Source organism: Larkinella fluvii (assembly GCF_051857545.1).
GTDB lineage: Bacteria > Bacteroidota > Bacteroidia > Cytophagales > Spirosomataceae > Larkinella.
The window spans coordinates 531,614-551,119 of sequence record NZ_JBPZHB010000003.1; the positions used below are offsets into that span (position 1 = coordinate 531,614).

At 52.1% G+C, this 19,506-nt stretch carries 17 protein-coding genes; 11 read left to right on the top strand and 6 right to left on the bottom strand.

Annotated elements, in window-relative coordinates; translation table 11 throughout:
- Positions 1-82 precede the first annotated feature (82 nt).
- Positions 83-790 (bottom strand): GNAT family N-acetyltransferase, encoded by a 708-nt coding sequence (locus tag ACS5NO_RS09575; RefSeq protein WP_439414935.1) that lies wholly within the window; start codon positions 788-790, stop codon positions 83-85.
- 364 nt (positions 791-1,154) lie between these two features.
- On the opposite strand from ACS5NO_RS09575, the gene aat reads away from it, so the two are divergent.
- The 5 genes from aat to tnpA all read left to right on the top strand — a co-directional run bounded on the left by aat (position 1,155) and on the right by tnpA (position 5,831).
- Complete coding sequence (gene aat / locus ACS5NO_RS09580) at positions 1,155-1,781, top strand: leucyl/phenylalanyl-tRNA--protein transferase (RefSeq protein ID WP_439414936.1); 627 nt, start codon at positions 1,155-1,157, stop codon at positions 1,779-1,781.
- Positions 1,782-1,925: 144 nt separating this feature from the next.
- On the top strand, positions 1,926-2,954 hold the full coding sequence (gene proB, locus ACS5NO_RS09585) for a glutamate 5-kinase (RefSeq protein WP_439414937.1): 1,029 nt from the start codon (positions 1,926-1,928) through the stop codon (positions 2,952-2,954).
- A gap of 14 nt (positions 2,955-2,968) precedes the next feature.
- Entirely contained in the window at positions 2,969-4,219 is a 1,251-nt protein-coding gene (locus ACS5NO_RS09590) for a glutamate-5-semialdehyde dehydrogenase (RefSeq protein WP_439414938.1), read from the top strand.
- Between the two features lie 123 nt (positions 4,220-4,342).
- Positions 4,343-5,320 carry a sterol desaturase family protein gene (locus tag ACS5NO_RS09595; protein WP_439414939.1) on the top strand — a complete coding sequence of 326 codons (978 nt, stop codon included), beginning with the start codon at positions 4,343-4,345 and terminating at the stop codon, positions 5,318-5,320.
- A 52-nt stretch (positions 5,321-5,372) separates the two neighbouring features.
- Positions 5,373-5,831, top strand: coding sequence for an IS200/IS605 family transposase (gene tnpA, locus ACS5NO_RS09600; RefSeq protein ID WP_439414940.1), 459 nt, complete (start codon positions 5,373-5,375; stop codon positions 5,829-5,831).
- A gap of 263 nt (positions 5,832-6,094) precedes the next feature.
- On the opposite strand, the gene uvrA is transcribed toward tnpA, so the two are convergent.
- Positions 6,095-8,992 carry an excinuclease ABC subunit UvrA gene (gene uvrA / locus ACS5NO_RS09605; RefSeq protein WP_439414941.1) on the bottom strand — a complete coding sequence of 966 codons (2,898 nt, stop codon included), beginning with the start codon at positions 8,990-8,992 and terminating at the stop codon, positions 6,095-6,097.
- Positions 8,993-9,234: 242 nt separating this feature from the next.
- Entirely contained in the window at positions 9,235-10,302 is a 1,068-nt protein-coding gene (locus ACS5NO_RS09610; protein WP_439414942.1) for a 2Fe-2S iron-sulfur cluster-binding protein, read from the bottom strand.
- A 223-nt stretch (positions 10,303-10,525) separates the two neighbouring features.
- Here ACS5NO_RS09610 and ACS5NO_RS09615 point away from each other — a divergent pair, with 223 nt between their 5' ends.
- From ACS5NO_RS09615 to ACS5NO_RS09630, 4 genes are all read left to right on the top strand, one after another.
- On the top strand, positions 10,526-12,454 hold the full coding sequence (locus ACS5NO_RS09615; protein ID WP_439414943.1) for a hypothetical protein: 1,929 nt from the start codon (positions 10,526-10,528) through the stop codon (positions 12,452-12,454).
- A 221-nt stretch (positions 12,455-12,675) separates the two neighbouring features.
- Complete coding sequence (locus ACS5NO_RS09620; RefSeq protein WP_439414944.1) at positions 12,676-13,041, top strand: BlaI/MecI/CopY family transcriptional regulator; 366 nt, start codon at positions 12,676-12,678, stop codon at positions 13,039-13,041.
- Position 13,042: 1 nt separating this feature from the next.
- Positions 13,043-14,209 (top strand): M56 family metallopeptidase, encoded by a 1,167-nt coding sequence (locus ACS5NO_RS09625; RefSeq protein WP_439414945.1) that lies wholly within the window; start codon positions 13,043-13,045, stop codon positions 14,207-14,209.
- Between the two features lie 48 nt (positions 14,210-14,257).
- Positions 14,258-15,439 (top strand): peroxiredoxin family protein, encoded by a 1,182-nt coding sequence (locus ACS5NO_RS09630; RefSeq protein ID WP_439414946.1) that lies wholly within the window; start codon positions 14,258-14,260, stop codon positions 15,437-15,439.
- A gap of 69 nt (positions 15,440-15,508) precedes the next feature.
- On the opposite strand, the gene ACS5NO_RS09635 is transcribed toward ACS5NO_RS09630, so the two are convergent.
- From ACS5NO_RS09635 to ACS5NO_RS09645, 3 genes are all read right to left on the bottom strand, one after another.
- Positions 15,509-16,228, bottom strand: coding sequence for a glucosamine-6-phosphate deaminase (locus ACS5NO_RS09635; RefSeq protein WP_439414947.1), 720 nt, complete (start codon positions 16,226-16,228; stop codon positions 15,509-15,511).
- 84 nt (positions 16,229-16,312) lie between these two features.
- Positions 16,313-17,191 (bottom strand): c-type cytochrome, encoded by an 879-nt coding sequence (locus ACS5NO_RS09640; RefSeq protein ID WP_439414948.1) that lies wholly within the window; start codon positions 17,189-17,191, stop codon positions 16,313-16,315.
- A gap of 263 nt (positions 17,192-17,454) precedes the next feature.
- A complete protein-coding gene (locus tag ACS5NO_RS09645) occupies positions 17,455-18,594 on the bottom strand; it encodes an amidohydrolase (protein ID WP_439414949.1) in 1,140 nt (379 codons plus the stop codon).
- Between the two features lie 91 nt (positions 18,595-18,685).
- Here ACS5NO_RS09645 and ACS5NO_RS09650 point away from each other — a divergent pair, with 91 nt between their 5' ends.
- Together ACS5NO_RS09650 and ACS5NO_RS09655 are read left to right on the top strand one after the other, a co-directional pair.
- Positions 18,686-19,042 carry a VOC family protein gene (locus ACS5NO_RS09650; protein WP_150876411.1) on the top strand — a complete coding sequence of 119 codons (357 nt, stop codon included), beginning with the start codon at positions 18,686-18,688 and terminating at the stop codon, positions 19,040-19,042.
- Between the two features lie 88 nt (positions 19,043-19,130).
- Positions 19,131-19,493, top strand: a complete 363-nt coding sequence (locus tag ACS5NO_RS09655) for a winged helix-turn-helix transcriptional regulator (RefSeq protein WP_439414950.1) — start codon at positions 19,131-19,133, stop codon at positions 19,491-19,493.
- The last annotated feature ends 13 nt before the right edge of the window (positions 19,494-19,506 follow it).

Sequence of the window (19,506 nt, forward strand, 5' to 3'; positions counted from 1 at the left end):
TAAGACACAAAACTAAAAAATCCCTTCCAGCCGACCGCCGAAAGGGACTTAAAATCACTTGAATACCTTTACAATGACTTTATTACCCGACGGTTTCCAACTCGCGTTCGGTTTTCCTTGTCCGGGGGCGATCCTGAAAACGCATCAGAATGCGCTGTTTGATGCGCATCCAGCGTTCATACAGCTTCGATTCCTTCAGAAAATTCCACTTCTCGGTTTTCTCTTCCGTCTTTTTGTGCTGCTCGGGATCATACAACATGCCCGTACAGAGGCAGTGTTTCCGGTTGGTTCGGGTCAGAATGTCGTAATTGACACAGCTCGAACAGCCTTTCCAGAACGCATCATCCGCCGGTAATTCGCTGAACGTCACGGGTTCGTAGCCCAAGTCTGAATTGATCTTCATCACCGCCAGGCTCGTCGTTAAACCGATGATTTTGGCGTCCGGATATTTCTTGCGTGAAAGCTTGAAAGCCGCATTTTTGATGCGCGTGGCAATGCCGCTCTTCCGAAAAGAAGAATGGACGATCAGGCCCGAATTGGCGACAAACTTGCCGTGCTGCCAGGTTTCGATGTAACAAAAACCCACCCATTCGCCGGTTTTCGTCGTTGCCACAATCGCCTTGCCTTCCAGCATTTTCTCCATCAGGTACAAAGGCGAGCGTTTGGCAATGCCCGTTCCTCGTGCCTTGGCGCTCTCCTCCATTTCCTGGCAGATCGCTTCGGCTAGTTGAAGGTGGTTTTCATCGGCCACCTGAACTACATACGTATCGTTGTTTACTTCTGAAATCATCGTCGTTTGATCGAATGAAGGCACCCTCGTCCGGCGAATAACCGGTTGGATCGTGTGATCAAAAAAGTTTGTTGATAAATGAAAATGAGAAAGGGCTGAACCGCAGGAGCGGATGCTCACCGCATAGGCAAGCAATTAGGTCGGGTCCTTTCGGACCTGAACCGAAATGGCGTTGTGTGGTAGAATGTCGGTAGATAGACGCGTGTTGCCATTTTTGTGTTTGCCAAAAAGCGGGACAATGATAAAGGAATTGTTCCGCTTGTGCAATAAAATAACGATAATTTTGAAGAAACGTTCAGTAATCGTGCCATTTTTTACAAACCATTATTTTTATATATTTGTTGGAGAACCTTCGCGAATCTCCATGTATCGTCTGTCTTCTGATGACCTGATTTATGGCTACATCAATGGTATCTTTCCGATGGCCGACACGGACAATACGCTGTATTGGTACTCCCCCGACCCCCGTGCCATCATTCCCCTGGACACCTATCAACCCGCTAAATCACTGCGGCCTATCCTGAATAAAAAAGTATTCGAGATTCGTATTAATGCTGATTTCGAGCAGGTTATGCGCAAGTGTGCGTTGCCACGTTCGGAGAATGACGGCACCTGGATTTCCGAAGAAATTATCGAAGCCTATATGGATTTACACCAGATGGGAATGGCCCACAGCGTGGAAACGTATATCGACAACTGTCTGGTCGGCGGACTCTACGGCGTTGCACTGGGAGCGGTTTTTTTTGGTGAATCAATGTTTTATCAGGTGCCCAATGCCTCAAAAGTAGCGTTCCACTACCTGATTGAAATCTTGAGAAAACAACAATTTGAGTTGCTGGACACTCAATTTATCAACGATAATGTCCGGCGGTTTGGTGCCATTGAAATTCCACGACCGGAATACATGAAGCGGTTGAAGCAAACGCTGCAAAAAAAAGCCAATTTTACGGAGCCGGTGCTGGCGCATCTTTTCAAAAATCAGCCGGATTAATAGCGTCTTTCGTTCCCCCACGGTTTTCTGTCCCCGATTTCGGCCGATTCGCGCGGTCTGGCGGAATCTTTCGTATTTTTGCCCCTTCTTTCACTTCATCGCCCGTAACGTCACTTTAGTTTAGTCTTTTAATCCAGTTCAAGCGTGTCAGTTTTAGTCATTAAATTCGGTACGGCATCGATTACCCAGCCGGACGGTTCGCTCCATGAAGCGGTGATTGCCGACATTGCCCGGCAGGTGGCCGAATTGCGGCAGTCGTACCACATTGTTCTGGTATCATCGGGCGCGGTGGGTGCCGGAAAAGGCCTGATCGAAGGCTACCGGGGCGAAATGGCCCAGCGCAAAGCTGCGGCCGCCGTCGGTAATCTACTGTTGCTCAATGTATATAACCGCTATTTTTCCGAATATAATATTCCCATTGCCCAAACCCTCTGCGAACGCCATCACTTCGCCGACCGGCAGCAGTTTCTCCAGCTCAAGGAAACCGTGCAGGAATTGTGGAAAAACGGCATTATTCCCATTGCGAATGAAAACGACGTCGTGAGCGACCGGGAACTGAAGTTTTCGGACAATGACGAACTGGCCACGCTCATGGCCGTCGGGTTTGGGGCTTCGACACTCATGCTGTGTACCTCAGTTGGCGGTTTGCTGGACAACGACAACCACATCATCCAGGCGGTCGATCGGGTCGATGAATCCATTTTCGGGATTGTTCGGGATGAAAAATCGGCCCTGGGCCTGGGCGGAATGGCGTCCAAGCTGACCTTTGCCAAACTGGCGACCCGCATGGGCATCCGGGTCACGATTTTTGGCCTGAAACAACCCGACGGTATTTTGCGGGCGTTGCGGGGCGAAACTGGCACGACGTTTAAACCGCAGGTGAGCACGCCCTCGGCTCGGCAACGCTGGCTCGGCAGTGGCAGCCTGACGGCCGGAATTCTGCGGGTCGATGCGGGCGCGGTGGCGGCCTTGGGTCGGCGGAACAGTTTGCTGGCCGTCGGTGTTCGAACGGTAGAAGGTGAATTTGCGGCTGGCGAAGTCGTTGAGATTTGTGACGAAGCCGGGGTCACCGTGGCCGTAGCCCGCGCGCGCCTGTCGTCGGCGGACTTATTGCCGCAGTTGAACCAGCAAAATGTGGAGGTGGCAAATGCCAATGATATTGTACTTTTGTGAAAATACCGGATTGTATGAATACAGTAACTCCCCTGCTTCAGGAAACGAAGTTTGCTTCGGCTGCGGTTCGGCGCCTGTCCGACGAGCAGAAAACCGCCTTGCTCAACCGGCTGGCGGACGTGGTTTTTGAAAACAAAGAAACCATCTTGGCTGAGAACCAGAAAGATCTGGACGCCATGCCGGACACCGATCCGAAGAAAGACCGGTTGTTGCTGAACGAAAAGCGCATCTGCGATCTGGCGGAAAGCCTGCGCGTGGTGGCGGTGCTGCCCGATCCGAGCGGAAAGGTTTTACTGGAAAAGACGATAGAACAGGGGCTTCAGCTCCGGAAGCTGGCCGTTCCGCTGGGCGTGGTGGGCGTCATTTATGAGTCGCGGCCCAACGTAACGCTGGATGTGGCTTCGCTCTGCCTGCGGTCGGGAAATGCCTGCGTACTGAAAGGCGGGAAGGAAGCGCATTACTCTAACCTGGCGATTGTGGCGCTGATTCACCAGGTGCTGACAGAATTTGGCGTGCCGGAAGCCGCCGTTTCGCTGATGCCCCCCGACCGGGCGGTAGTCAACGAATTGCTGACGGCCACGCGCTATGTCGATATTATTATTCCGCGAGGATCCGATTCGCTGATTCAGTACGTCCGGCAAAATTCGCTTGTGCCCACCATTGAAACCGGTGCGGGCGTTTGTCATACCTATGTTGAACGGACGGCTGATCTGGAAAAAGCGCGTGATATGGTCGTGAATGCCAAGGTGTCGCGCCCGTCGGTTTGCAACTCGCTGGATTGCGTGCTGGTCGATCAGGCTGTTGCCGACGTATTTTTGCCGATGCTGGTGGCGGATTTTACGAAATGGAACGTGGAGGTTTTTGCGGATGAGGAGGCTTATCGTACCTTAGCGTCAGTTGGTTATCCCCAGCTTCAACCGGCTCAACTGAGCGATTTTGGCCGGGAGTTTCTGGATTATAAATGTGCCATTAAAGTGGTCGGCGGTTTGGAAGAAGCCTTGTCGCACATTCAGACCTATTCGTCGCGCCATTCCGAAGCGATTGTGTCCCGCGATCCGGCGGCTATCGACCGGTTTCTGAATGAAGTGGACGCGGCAGCCGTGTATGCCAATGCGTCGACTCGTTTCACCGACGGCGGGGTGTTTGGTCTGGGGGCCGAAATTGGGATTTCGACGCAAAAATTGCACGCCCGCGGGCCTTTCGCCCTCGAAAAACTGGTGACGGAAAAGTGGGTGGTGGTTGGCGATGGTCAGGTGCGCTGGTAGGAGAAAACCGCTTTTTTTAGTTCGAAATGAGGAGGTTCATTTTTAATGAATTTCTAATCAACGTACAATTACAAATGTAGTTCAATGCCGTAACTTGCAACGTATTCGTCGTAACACTGAAGAATGATTGGATTTCGGGAGTCTTTGCTATTCATGCTCTCCACACCGTTATATGTGCTCATTATCGGCGCAGAGATGATGTTGAGCTATTGTCAGCATCGGCCTTATTATTCCATCAAAGGTGTCCTTCAGAATTGTTACCTGACCCTGCTCAACATGGGCCTCGATTTGCTGGTTCGGGGTTTCTATGTCGGCGTTCTGGTATGGATGTATCAATACCGCATCACCGAGATAACGACACCCTGGCTGTATTGGCTGACGCTCCTGATTCTGGAGGATTTTGCCTTCTACTGGCTGCACCGCGTCGATCATTTCTGCCGCCTGTTCTGGGCCATTCACGTCACGCACCACTCTTCGGAGGAGTTCAACCTCACCGTTGGCTTTCGTTCTTCCGTGCTGCAACCGCTCTACCGGTTTATCTATTTTGTTCCGATTGCGTTGCTGGGGTTCCGGGCCGAGGACATTGTGTTTATGTATTCTGCAACGCAGATTTACGGCATTATCGTTCATACCCAGTATGTTGGCCGTCTCGGTTTTCTGGAATGGTTTCTGGTTACGCCGTCACACCACCGGGTTCACCACGCGTCCAATGTTCGCTACCTGGATCGGAACATGGGCATGATGTTCATTGTTTGGGATCGTCTGTTTGGCACCTTTGCCGAAGAAGCCCCGGAAGACCCCGTTCGGTATGGTCTTACGACCAACATCACCGATCACTCACCGGGGAATCTGGTTTTTCACGAGTGGAAAAAACTAATTTCAGATCTTCGTATACCGGGGCCGTTCGGCCAGAAAATCAAATATTTGCTGGCTCCTCCCGGCTGGAGCCACGATGGCCGGAGCCAAACCGCCGACGAAATGCGGCAGGAACTTGGCATCGGGACGGAGTCGGAAATGGAATTCCAGATGGTCGGTGAGTTGCCGGAACGGCCGGGTGTTGGGAATCATACGTCGATTTCTACGGAATCGCCAGCGAAGTGACAAAATAGATTGGTTGTCGTCTAGGTATTGAACGATAATCCCTATTTCCGCGATGTCACATTCCAAAACCAAAATCTGGATTCACGCCGTTTTCTCGACTAAAAACCGCCAGCCGCTTATTCGGAAAACCGTCCGGGATTTCTTATACCGTCATATTCGTCAGGAATTAACCGACGCCGGTTGTATCGTCGATAGCATCAACGGCATCGAAGACCATGTTCACATCCTGTTTCTGTTACAACCGCAACTAGCGGTTTCGGATGTTATGAAGCAGATCAAGGGCAGCAGCTCCCATCACATCAACGGGCTGGATGTTATTCCGGACAAATTTGCCTGGCAAACGGGGTATGGTGCTTTTTCGGTGAGTGAATCCCAAGTTGAACGGATTCGGCAGTACATTGCCAATCAGGAATACCACCACCAGAAAATGACGTTTGCCGAAGAATATCGCCGGTTTATGAAACAATATGGGTTGCTGAACAGCGAGGATGACGGGTTTCAAAACCGTTAAAACGGTTTTTGGAATTGAGGGAAACCGGTTCGTGGACCCACGGTTGAAACCGTGGGCTGGTGTTGACGTACTATTCAATCAGCCTGCGTTTTTATTCAGGGTTTGAATATTTTGCCATTCTGACCAACAAACTGGTTTGCTGCACCGGTATTTTACCAGCCCACGGTTTTAACCGTGGGTAAATCGGTCAATATCCCCATTTCCAAAACCGTTTTAACGGTTTCATATTCTGAAATACCATTAAGCCACGGTAAAAAACCGTTTCAACGGTTTGAAAACGCGGCCAACTCCATTGCCAAAAACTTCCCGGTATAGCTTCCTTTCGTTTTAGCGACTTTCTCCGGCGCTCCTTCTGCGATGATGTAACCGCCTTTGTTACCCCCTTCCGGACCCAAATCGATGACGTGGTCGGAGACTTTAATCACATCCAGATTGTGTTCGATGATCAAAACCGTGTTGCCTTTGTCGGCCAGTTTGTTCAGCACGTCGAGCAAATGGGAAATGTCCTGAAAATGAAGGCCGGTGGTGGGCTCGTCGAGGATGTACATGGTTTTGCCGGTGTCCTTCTTCGAGAGTTCTTCCGCCAATTTCACCCGCTGGGCTTCCCCGCCCGAGAGCGTCGTGGCGTGTTGACCGAGGGTGATGTAGCCCAATCCGACATCGTTCAACGTTTGCACTTTTCGCAGAATCTTCGGCTGGCTGGCAAAGAACTCGAGCGACTGTTCAACGGTCATATCCAGCACGTCGGCGATGGATTTACCCTTGAATCGTACCTCCAGCGTTTCGCGGTTGAAGCGTTTGCCTTTGCAGGTTTCGCACATGACGTGGACATCCGGCAAAAACTCCATTTCGATTTTCTTCATCCCGGCTCCCTCACACTCTTCACACCGACCGCCTTTGACGTTGAACGAAAACCGCCCCGGTTTATAGCCCCGGATTTTGGCTTCGGGCAGTTCGGCAAACAGGCTGCGGATGTCGGAAAACATGCCGGTATACGTCGCCGGATTCGAACGGGGTGTCCGCCCAATTGGCGATTGGTCCACCTCGATTACCTTATCCAACTGATCCAGCCCTTCGACCGATTTGAACGGCAGGGCCTCGCGTTTCGACTTGTAAAAATGCTTGTTCAACACCGGAAACAGCGTTTCGTGAATCAGCGACGACTTGCCGCTGCCCGACACGCCCGTAATGCAAACCATCTGGCCCAAAGGCAGTTTGAGGGTTACGTTCTTCAGGTTATGTCCCGTAGCGCCCTTGATTACCAATTGATTTCCATTGCCTTTTCGGCGTTCTTTCGGAACTTCAATCGCCCGGCGACCGCTCAGGTAAGCCGCCGTCGTGCTGCCGTTTTTCAGGAATTGCTCCGGTGTTCCGGCACCAACGACCTGACCGCCGTGCCGACCAGCTCCCGGACCAATGTCCAGAATGTAGTCCGACTCCAGCATCATGTCCTTGTCGTGTTCCACCACCAAAACCGTATTGCCCAGATCGCGCAGGTTTTTCAGCGAGTCGATCAATTTGACGTTATCGCGCTGGTGCAAACCGATGCTGGGTTCGTCCATAATATACAGAACACCAACCAATTGGGTGCCAATCTGCGTGGCCAGCCGGATGCGTTGGGCTTCGCCACCGGAGAGCGTGCGCAGCGGTCGGTCGAGCATCAGGTAATCCAAACCGATGTCCAGCAGAAAACCGATCCGTTTGCGGATTTCTTTCAGAATCTCTTTGGCAATCACATTCTGGCGGTTGGACAGGCGGCTTTCCAGATCCGTCATCCAGACGGCCAGTTCCGAAATGTCCATCCGGGCCAGTTCGGAGATGTTTTTGGTATCCAGCCGAAAGTAAAGCGATTCTTTTTTCAAGCGCGCGCCCTCGCATTCCGGGCAGGTTTTGATCACCGTAAAATCTTTCAGCCATTCCTGAATTTTGTCGGAACGTCCCGCCGAATCAGCGCTTTCCTGCTGGCGTTTCAGGAAGGTAATGACGCCCTCGAATTTGAAATTGTAATAGTCCTGGCCCGGATGTTTTTTCGACGGCATGGTCGACTCGTCCTCCGTTCCGTAGAGCAGGGCATGCAGCAAATCTGCCGGGTATTTTTCGACCGGTGTCGTCAGGCTGAGTTTGTATTTTTTTAGGATGACTTCGATTTCCCGAAAAAACCAGAGTTCGCGGTATTCGCCGAGGGGAGCAATGGCACCCCGGCTGATGCTGAGCGATTTATTCGGAATCACCGATTCTTCCGTAATTTCTTCGATACTTCCCAGCCCGTTACAAACCGGGCAGGCTCCATAGGGCGAATTGAACGAAAACGTATTCGGCGATGGCTCATCGTAGCTGATGCCCGATTCCGGGTCCATCAGGTTTTGGGAGAAATACGTCAGGTGGTTTTTCTCATCCAGAATCTGCATGGCCCCCTTTCCCTGTTTCAAAGCCGTTTGCACCGACTGGCTGAGCCGGTAGCGGTCCTCTGGTTTGGGAACAATCCGGTCGATCACGATCTCGACATCGTGAACTTTATACCGGTCAAGCTGCATCTTTGGAACGATGTCCTGCACCTCGCCATCGACGCGCACTTTGGCGTAACCTAACTTGGCAATTTGCACGAACAGTTCACGGTAGTGCCCTTTCCGGCCCCGGACGATGGGTGCCAGCAGCGTCAGCTTTTTATTGGCATAATGCGTCAGAATGGTGTCGATGATCTGATCCTGCGATTGGCGCTCCATTTTCCGCCCCGTGACGTACGAAAAGGCTTCACCGGCGCGGGCATACAGCAGCCGCAGAAAGTCGTAGATTTCGGTGGTCGTGCCGACGGTAGAACGGGGGTTTTTCGACGTCGTTTTCTGCTCGATGGAAATAACCGGACTCAATCCGTTGATTTTGTCGACGTCGGGCCGTTCCATGTTACCAAGAAACGAGCGGGCGTATGCGGAGAAACTCTCCATGTAACGGCGCTGTCCCTCGGCATAAATGGTATCGAAGGCCAGCGACGATTTGCCGCTGCCGCTGATACCGGTTACCACCACCAGTTTGTTACGGGGAATGGTAACATCAATGTTTTTTAGGTTGTGTTCGCGGGCACCCAATACCTCAATTTGTTCGTAGCCCGTCAGGTCAATGTCTGTAAGCCCGGTGTGTGGGGCGGAAGCGTTGTTTTCTGTCACGTTGTGATAGCCTTATTCTTCTAGCTTTTCGCTTGCCGCCCCTAAATCCCCTAAAGGGGACTTGGACACGATCAATCCGGATTCCAAAAGTCCCCTGTAGGGGATTTAGGGGCGGCAAGCGAAAGGCCTATTCTTAAATCTAACAGAAAATTCAGGGATGAAGTTTCTAACCGGTAAAAGTAAAAGGAGTGATTTGGTGCTGGAGGTCTAACCCTGTCAGCGGTCGAAGATCCTGACAGCGGTTAGGCTTCCAGCACCAAACCTTCCGATGCCGGATAACCCGTGCAAGTCAGCACCCAGCCGTTGGCCAGGTCGCGTTCCGTCAGCACATCGTTGATCGTCATGTGCACTTCACCCGCTTTCAGCCGGGCTGCACAGCTTGAACACCGGCCGCCTTTGCAGCTATACGGCAACGGAATGCCGTGATCCAGAGCCGCTTGCAGAATGGATTTGTACGCCGGTACGTCGATGTCGTAGTCTGTTCCGCGATACCGCAGCAACATCCGGTGGTCGCGCGCCAGTTCGGGCGGTGGCGTTCTCGTAACGGGTTCGATTACAAAATTTTCTTTCTTGATGTGATCGAGCCGAATGCCCGCATACACCAGCGTAAACTGCACCATCCGCATGAACGCAAACGGCCCGCAAACGTACCAATGGGCCTTGTCGCGCTGAAAACGCACCAGCTCGGGCAGCATGGTTTCCAGCAACCAGTTGTTCAATCGACCCCGCCGGATGTTGCCCGCTTTCCGCCAATCGTCCGACGGCTGGCTGAGCAGGTGGATCAACTGAAACCGGTCCGGGTGCTGTTTCCGCAGGGCTTCCAGTTGGGTGTAGAAAATAATATTCTGTTGGCTGGTGTTGCAATACAGCAGCGTAATGTGGCTTTTCGGCTCATCACGCAGGGCCTGTTTCAAAATACCGTACAGGGGCGAAATACCGCTTCCGGCCCCAATCAGTACAATATCCCGCTGCTGATCAGGGTTGCTTTCCAGTGTAAACCGGCCCGTTGGCGGCAAACTGCTGAGCGTATCGCCTACCCGCAGATGATCGAGCAGATACCGGGAGATTTCGCCGTTCTCCACCCGTTTGATCGTCAGGCTCAACGGCTCTGCCGGATCACCACCGGGTGTTGAACTCAATGAATACGACCGCCGGACTTCGTGGCCGAGGTGGTGAAAGAGAAGCGTCAGAAACTGCCCCGCCCGATACGGAACAGGTTGCCCGTCGGTGGGTTGTAAAAGAAGCGTTTTCGTGTCGGGTGTTTCCGGAATTATTTCGGATACCTGAAGATGAATCAATTCCTCGTTCATGCGAGCGTGTTAACTTTGTACCAGGGTCTGCAAACTTTCCGTTATAGTTAGCGAACTTTGCATTTCGAAAACGGTTATCGTTTTACCCCCAAATCCCCTGAAGGGGACTTCCGGACCTGGAGGTTTTGCGTCCAAGTCTCTTTCAAAAGATTTAAGGGTAAAATGCAAAGTTCGTCAACCCAATCGGAAAGAACACCAAGTTTTGAAGTTGAACCACACATGCATGAATAAATTTACGTTGTTGAGTATCGTTTTGGGAGTCGTTGGGGTGTTGACCCTCGGCGTGTCGGGAGTGGACCAACGAACCCGCCAATCCCAGGCTGTTGCCGATACCCTGATTGAAATCCAGAAGGACACGCTGATTGAAAAGTACCTGAAAGACAGTCTCTACAAAGCCATTTTTCAGCGCGATACCACCATGCGCATCGACTCGGCGGCTATGCGCGCCCAGGCCGACAGCCACAAAGTGGCGTTGCCGGAAGTGATAACGGGTGACCTGAACGGCCTGGCGGTTTGTGCCGGATCGCCGGTTTCGGTGCCGTATACCTCGTCGGGTGGGCGGTTTTCGCCGGATAATCAATTTGTTCTCCAACTGGTCGATGCAACCGGAAAAGTGACCAACCTGAGCGAACCCGCCAAAGCCGGGCCGTTTGGCAACGGAACGCTGGCGGGCGTGATTCCGGTCACTACTGCAGCCGGAAGTCGATACAATTTGCGGGTCGCTTCCACCAATCCAGTCGTTAATGGTACGGTGCAGGCACTTCGGGTGTTGCCCGCGCCGGGTGCGCGTATCGAACTGGCCGATGGCAGTAATGCCGTAACGGTTTTGCCGGGTCAACCCGCTACGTTCCGCATCGCCCTGAGCGGCCATGGGCCGTGGTCGTTTATGCTGTCGGACGGAACCAAAGTGCAAAATACCACCACGACGCCTTACGAAGTGACGGTAACACCCGATAAACCAACGATTTATAAAGTGGTAAACGTCAGCGGCCCCTGCGGAAGCGGAACGGTTTCGGGGGAAATTATCGTCAATGTAAATGAGAACCCGAACCCGGAAATTGCGATCAAAGCACCAAACGGCGGTTTTCGGATTTGTACCGGAACACCCTTTCAGGTCGCTTTCACGGCTACCGGAAAATACCAGACCGGGAACGGTTTTGTGGCCCAACTCGCCGATTCCACCGACAACTGGACTACCATTTCGGCTTCCGGCACGGCCAGTCCGCTGATGGCGCGGTTGCCCTACGGGATTTCGCCCAGGGGAGCTTATAAAATTCGGGTGGTGGCAACACAACCTGCCATCAGCAGTAACCCCGAAAATCTGATCGTGGCGGCTCAGGCCGTGGCGGTTTTGCGGAACGATACCGTGAAGATCGAAGAAGGAAAAACCGCCGAACTGACCGTGGATTTTGGCGGAGGTGGGCCGTGGTTCGTTCTGTTGACGGATGGCACCTACGAAAATAACATTGCCAAAAGTCCGCACACCATCCGGGTGACGCCGAACAATCCGACACCTTACGCCATTACCTCGGCGGGTGGTGCCTGCGGGGTAGGCGAGTACAGCGGGCGGGCGTTTGTGAAAGTCAACATTCCACCCTCCACCATCACCACCGGCAATCTGTCGGCCCGGACGATTTGCCACGGTGCCGAAATTACGGTTCCGTTTACGACGGCGGGGCGGTTTTATGCCAACAACAAATACATTGTGCAGGTGGCCGACACCAGCGGGCGGTTTGTCAATCTGGCGACCACCTACAAAGACGGGGTTTTGAAAGCCGCCATCAGTCCGGCTTATCTGAAAGACACGCTCAACACCGTTCGGCTGCGGGTGGCGTCGACCAGCCCGGCGGTGGCGGGTTCCGAAACGACGGTTAAAATCCTGGCACCCAATGTCAGTCAGGCCATCGTAGCGGGCGAGGGAACCATCCGGCCCGGCCAGACTTCCAAAGTGCGGGTAGCTTTCAAAAATGGATTGCCACCCTGGTCCTTTGTACTCTCCGACGGCACGCAGGTGAATGGCACCTTCCTCAATCCGTATGTGCTGACGGTGGCCCCCACGGCTTCGACGGAGTATACCATTACGTCCTTAAAAAGCTCCTGCGGGGCAGGAATGCCGGCGGGAAGCGCCCGGGTAACCGTGGAGCGGAACTAGTAAAGAGCATTTACATCCGTGCTGCAGAGTTAAAGTAGCCCCTGGTTTTAACCGGGGGTTCGCAAGGCAATTTGATTATTGCATTATTGAAACCGTTTTAACGGTTTTGAGCACTAGAAAACCGTTGGCTAATCCAACCATTCCTGAAGTCCTGAATTTTATTTTCAGCATTTTATTTCACAATTACGAAATATTCGTAGATTTACGAAAAAATCGTAATTGTGAATAAGCTGACTGTACAGGAAGAAGAAGCCATGCTGGTGATCTGGAAAAGCCAGGGCGGTTTTGTCAAAGATTTTCTGGATCAACTGCCGGAACCCCGCCCGCCCTACACGACCCTAGCGTCAACGATTCGGAATCTGGAGCGGAAAGGGTTTCTGGAGAGTAAAAAATGGGGCAATACGTATCGCTACGAGCCGCTGATTAGCGAAGAGGAGTATAAGAAACGTTTCATGAGCGGTTTTGTGAGTGATTATTTCAGGAATTCCTTCAAAGAGCTGGTCGCGTTTTTTGCTGAAGACCAGAAGATCAGCGCCGATGAGCTGAAGGAGATCATTGAGATGATTGAAAAACGCAAATCCGATTGATATGCCCCCGGTTTTGATATACCTGCTTCAGGCCAACACGGCTTTACTGCTGTTTTTTCTGGCCTATTCCCTGGTTCTTCGTCGGCTGACCTTTTATGGTCTGAATCGCCTGTTTCTGCTGTTCGGAATGGTTTTTTCTGCCATTTACCCGGTGATGAGCTTTCCAGACTTAGGCAGCAAGCCGGTACTGGGCAATTCGATTCAACGGATGGTAAGTTGGACGGTGCTGGAAACCGTTCCGCAGCAAACCGCAGACGGGAGCCAATGGATCTGGCTGGTGGTCGTGTTCTGGCCTGGCCTTGGCGTGATGGCTGTCCGGCTGGTGGTGCAGTTGCTGTCGCTCCTCCGCATTCACCGGTGTTCGCAACCGGCAACGTACAAGGGGTTCCGTTTTCGGGCGGTCAGCGAAAATTTCAACCCGTTTTCGTTCGGGCAAACCATCTACCTGAATCCGTCCCGACATTCGGAAGAAGAACTCGGGCCGATTCTGCAACACGAGCGGGTTCACGTTCGGGAGTGGCATACGTTGGATGTCCTGCTGGCGGAATTGGTTACGGTTTTTTTCTGGTTCAATCCGGTGAGCTGGTTTCTGAAACGGGCGATCAAAGAAAATCTGGAATTCGGCGTTGATCGGCAAATGCTGCGGAGCGGTTTGGATGCTAAAAACTATCAATACATGCTGGTGCGCATCGGCGGTTTGCGGGTGAGTTTAGCCACTAACTTCACCGAACTGACCATCAAAAAACGGATTGGGATGATGAACCGTAAACCGTCATCACGGCGATTAATGGCCAGTTATAGCCTTTTGTTGATGATTTTGGTCACGCTGATTCTGCCAAAAATGCCGGGAGCATCAGTGAACCGGGAGCGAGGAATAACAACGGATGCCGGAAACTTTTCAATCGATCCGAAAAACGCATTTGCGGTAATTGATACGCCCAATGGAACGCTGAATCTGATCCGTAACATCCAGCTTAAACACCGAAAAGCCGGGTCGGAACCGCCAACTGAACTGATTCTTTTTTCGAAAAACAGCGAAGGCCGAGGCATGGACGTCTACGTAAAAATAAAGGACGATCAGATTGAACAGATAAAAATTCTGGCGCTGGCTTCTCCCCATTTTTCCGCAAACAACTCCTCCAAAAAAACGCTGGCTAGCTTGAAGTAACCTTTTCCAACACGTCTAAATTTCTCCATAATCTTCCTTCCTACTGCGATGAAATCATTGATTTTCAGTGGCATTCTTATGCCCTTTTTTCTGGTAATGACAGCCCAAACGTCCGGTTTGGCACAGTCCGAAACCGTTTCTGCGGAGGACGTACTTCGTAAAACTTCGCAAGCACTCAGCGGCCGGAAAACGCTCCGGTACCACTATCACCGGGAACTGAATTACGTCTCGGAAGGCATCCACAACGAGATGAGCGGAGCGTGCTTTCTGGATTTTAGCAGTGAAAACCCGGTTTTGGACTTTCGCTACCAGTTCAGCAACGCGGATATGCTGGCGGTTTTTAATGGAACCGAACAGTTTGTCTGCGACCGGAAAAGTAAGACGCTGCGGGTTGTCGGACAACCGGCCCGTCGGAATTTTGAGTCGCTTTCGTTCTTTTACGATTCGCCGGTCACGTATCGAAACGCGTTGCCGATGCTTTTTTCGGATGTGTCGGTTCCCAAAACCGTGCTGGATACCGTGGTGGACGCGAAGCCTTTTTATGCGGTAACCTTCACCCTGAAACAGAAAGTGATCGATTATCTGGGCGCTTACCGTCCCATTACGGCGGACCGATTGATCCGCTACCGTTTGCTGATCGACAAGGCGACGCATTTGCCCATTGAAGTGATGCAGTCCAACAACCGCAACCAGGATTTTACGAAAACCCGCTTTCAATACCTCGATGCGACAGCTTTGCCAACTGATTCGTCCTGGTATTATTCCAGTTACCGGAATGAGTACAAGCTGGGAAGCCCGGAAGATGAAAAGCTGCAAATCATTCCACGCGGCCAGACCGCCCCGGATTGGACCTTACCGGTTTTTGACCGCACGACCGAACTCACGCTGAGTCAGTTGAAAGGAAAAATCGTTTTGCTGGAATTCTGGATTCGGAATTGTGGCTATTGTGTGGCCGCCGTCCCCGAATTAAATGCGATTTATAACCAATACAAAACCAACGGTTTCGAACTTTTGGGCATCAATCCGCATGATTCGAAAGAAGTCATAGCGGTTTTTGAACAGAAAATCCAGCCGGAGTACCCGCTTTTATACGGTGCGCAGGAGGTGGCGAAACGCTACGGTATTGGCCTATTTCCTGTGGTTGTATTGCTCGATAAAACCGGAAACGTGCTGTATTCCGGCGAGTTCAGGCGGGAAAACGTGGCGAAACTGATTGAGGAGAATTTGTAAGAGTTGGGTGGTTGTTAGTAGTGCTTTACACTACTAACAACCACTATGTTCTGAGAGAAAGACGGTTTATTACTCCCCAGCCGCGTCCCGATCCACCCAAACATAGCCCTTCGGGTGCGTTTGCATGATGCTGGCTGGAAACTCTTCCGTCACCGGGCCTTCCAGGGCGGTTTTGATCACCGGTGCTTTTTTGCTGCCGCTGGCAATCAGAATGGCTTCGCGGGCGTCCATCAATTGTTGCAGGCCGGTCGTGACGCCCAGCGTCAGGGGCGTTGGGGTAGAGAAGTATTTTTGCCCGACGGTAATGGTCGTTTCGGCCAGTTCTGAAACGTGGGCTTTCAGGTTGAACGGTGTTCCGGGTTCGTTCAGGGCAATGTGGCCGTTCAGACCGACGCCTACCAGAATCAGGTCAAAACCGCCCCGATCGTCAACAAATTGCGTCATCGACGCACATTCGGCTTCCAGATCATCGGCTTTGGCGTCGAACAGGCGGTATTGATCGGACGGAATGTTGAGGGGTCCGAAGAGTTCGCGCTGGAGGTAATTCGCGCAACTTCCTTCACTTTCCGGTCCTAAACCAACCCATTCATCCAGGCCTACAAACGTGCAGCGGTCGACGCTGGTTTTTCCTTCTTTAACCAGTTGAACCAGTGCCCGGTACGTCCCAACGGGCGTGTCGCCGGATGCAGCACAAATCAGGGCATCGGGTTTGCGGTTCAGTAAGTCGGCAATGTGTTGGGCAGTATGACGGGAAAGCGTTTCGTAATCGGCGAAAATCTGGAAGTTCATGAGCGGGGTTTAGCAGTTTGGCCGCTAAAATACGGCGAAGCGGTCTATTTCCCTGCAAAGGGCTCAAAATCTATTTCTCTACCGTTACTTCAAGTCGTGCAGGTATAAATAAATCGCTTTCAGTTCGTCGTCGGTATACACGGTGGCGAAATACTTCCAGGGCATAAAATCGTTAATCACGCGCCCATCCGGTGTTTTACCCGTCCGGATGGCGGTAACAAAATGATCCGACGTCCATTTTCCGACTTTGCCCGTTTGGGTCAGGTCCGCAATGTGCGGTTCGCCGGGACCGTGGCCGGGACCACCTTTGAAACTGGGACCGTGGCATCCAGAGCAGGTAACGGCCAGGTATTTTCCGTAGACGGCATCCACCGCGGCCGGTACGTTTTCGGCGGGTTGGGCCTCGTGGTCGATGACTTCTGCCGGAAAAAGCGGCAAGTCGCCGGTAAAGGCTAAAAACCGCCCCAATGGTTTCACTTCTTTGGCCGGGTGAATTTTATCGACGGGTGGCTGACGTTTCAGGTAATAAATCAACGCCCCCATATCCCGGTTCGACAGCGGGGCACTCACATCGTTCGCTGGCATGAACCACAACGTTTTGTTGTCTTTTCCCAAACCATGCCGCAAGGCGCGAATCCAGTCCTGATCGGTATAGGAAATTCCACCTTTTCCGGTGGTCAGGTTAGACGTATACAAAATACCGATCGGAGTGCTTGCGTCGAAGAACGGTCTGCCACTGAAATCGGCACCGTGGCATTCCGCGCAGCCCCGGATACCGGCAATGTGTTTGCCAAGGGCATACGAAGCCGAGTCGTTCGGAAGGGTGAGCGTCTGCAATTTGACATCATATACCTTGTTGGCGCGCGACTCGGTCTGAAAATAGACGAATGCATAAAAAACCAGGAGCAAAACCAACACAGCGCCAAGGACAATGCCGAGCCATTTCAATACTTTCCTGAACATGATCAATGGTACGTTAAAGGGAGTGAGTAGGGTGATCCATAACCCCGGTTTTCGAAAACCGGCCTTTCTGTGCTGCCCGAAAAGAGTTAACTGACAATAAGTTAAAAGCAAATGGGTTTGGTGCTCACAAGTATTGAGCAAGTGGTAGAAAGAGCCTTTTTAATTGATTATTCGGTTACAGTATACGGTTTTCAGTTTACGGTGGCTGACGCGTTAGCCTAAATGCGCTAGCCACCGTAAACCGTAAACTGAAAACCGTAAACCTATTTGTGCTGAAGGTCGATCAATTCCAGGAACATCCGGGCCGCTGGTTCGATCAGATCATCGTTGAAGTCGTAGTCGTCGTTGTGCAGGGCCGGGGTGTTTTCGCCCGCGCCGATCCCGAACATGGCGCCCTGGAAATGTTGTGTGAAAAGACCGAAATCTTCTCCCCATTTAAACGGTTCCTGTTTTTCTACGAACGAATACCCCAATTTCAGTGCGCTGGTTTTGACCTGCTCAAACGCATCGGGATCGTTCTGGCTGGCGAAAAACACTTCCGTGATGGCGGTTTCTATGTCAATACCGGTTCCGACGCTGAGGATCGACAAAACGCTGAGCAATTGCTTGGTCAGCCGTTCCATGTTTTGGCTGGTTCGGGTTCGGAGCGTTAGATGCACTTCGCCGTAACCCGCCGACACACCGTACGATTTTTCGCCCAGTGTGGTATAAACCGGTGTGATCAGTACAAAGTCGTTGGATCGGCTGTCGGGATGCGTCAACTGCCTGGTTTTTAGAATAAAATCCGCCATCAGATACGCCGGATTGATGCCTTTTTCGGGTTCTGCCGAATGCGACACTTTGCCCCTAAACGTCACGATCAGGCTTTGAACGGCTGACGTAAACGGGCCGGGTTTGCACACGATGGTTCCTGAACCGAAACCGGGCAGATTGTGCAGGGCAAACACCCGGTCGGGGCGAATCGCGGTAAAGGCGGGATCTTCCAGGACGGCTTTGGCACCTTCACCGGTTTCTTCAGCGGGTTGAAAAAGCAGATACACCCGGCCTTTCAGCGACGGTTTTTCGGCCAGATGAGCCGCCAGTCGGGCCAGAATGGCCGCGTGGCCGTCGTGGCCGCACTTGTGGGAAACCCCTTCGATCCCGGATTTGTGTGCAAACTCGTTGACTTCCTGAATCGGTAACGCGTCGATGTCCGCCCGGATCATGGTGACCGGCCCCGCAACATCCGCTCCGTATTGCAGCAGCAGCCCGGTTTTTCCTACTTCGATCAGGCTAACCGGATTAAACCGGCTCACAAATTCCTGAATCCGTCGCTGGGTTTCAAATTCCTGCCCGGAAACCTCCGGGAAACGGTGAAGTTCCCGTCTGAATTCGGTGAAGCGGCTGGTTTTTTCTGAAGACATAGGTTGCTGAAAGGAATTTTACAACGAAATTCGGGAGCGATAAAAGTAAGCGAAATTTGCAGTAGGTTGCACCCCAATCCATAAAAATACGATGATTCATTTCAAGCGGTTAGACCACATTCTGATTTCCATTCCGGAAGGGAAAAAAGCAGAAGCGAGAACATTTTATGGCGATGTGCTGGGCCTGGAAGAAGTTCCGGGTGAGCATCCCGGTGGTGCGCTCTGGTTTTCGATTGCCGATATTCAACTGCATTTTCGCGAAGAAGCCGCCGGGCCGTATTCCAAACGGCACCCGGCTTTTGAAATTGCGAACCTGGAGGAAGCCAAACAGCAACTGGAAAACCACGGCATCGCGATCACCTATTCGTCCGAGATCGACGGACGGCAGCGGTTTTTCTTCCACGATCCGTTCGATAACCGCATCGAGTTATTGCAATTTGCTGATTAGAAGCTTCCTGTTAAATTTCTATATTTGCTATCGAAAAGATACCAGACTCCAAACGGATACCGGTATTTCTAAACAGTTTCGGACGGTTATGGTCAAGCAAAAAGATAAGGTCATTCATACCAAAAGCGCCTGCGACCGCAGCTTAGCCGGAGTGCGGGATGCGCTTTATGTCCTCAATGGCAAATGGAAATTGCCCATCATCATTGCCCTGTCCGAAGGTCCGTCGCGTTTCAAGGACCTGCAACGGCGGGTGGAAGGCATCACGCCCAAATTGCTCTCGAAAGAGTTGAAAGAACTGGAGCAAAACGAGTTTGTCGTGCGCCATGTTTACCCCCAAACCCCGGTTTTGGTCGAATATGAACTGACGGAATACAGCCGTTCGCTGGACGACATTATTCAGGCGATGGCGGAATGGGGTTTTCAACACCGGGCGCGCATTCAATCCCGGTAATGAAAACCCCGTT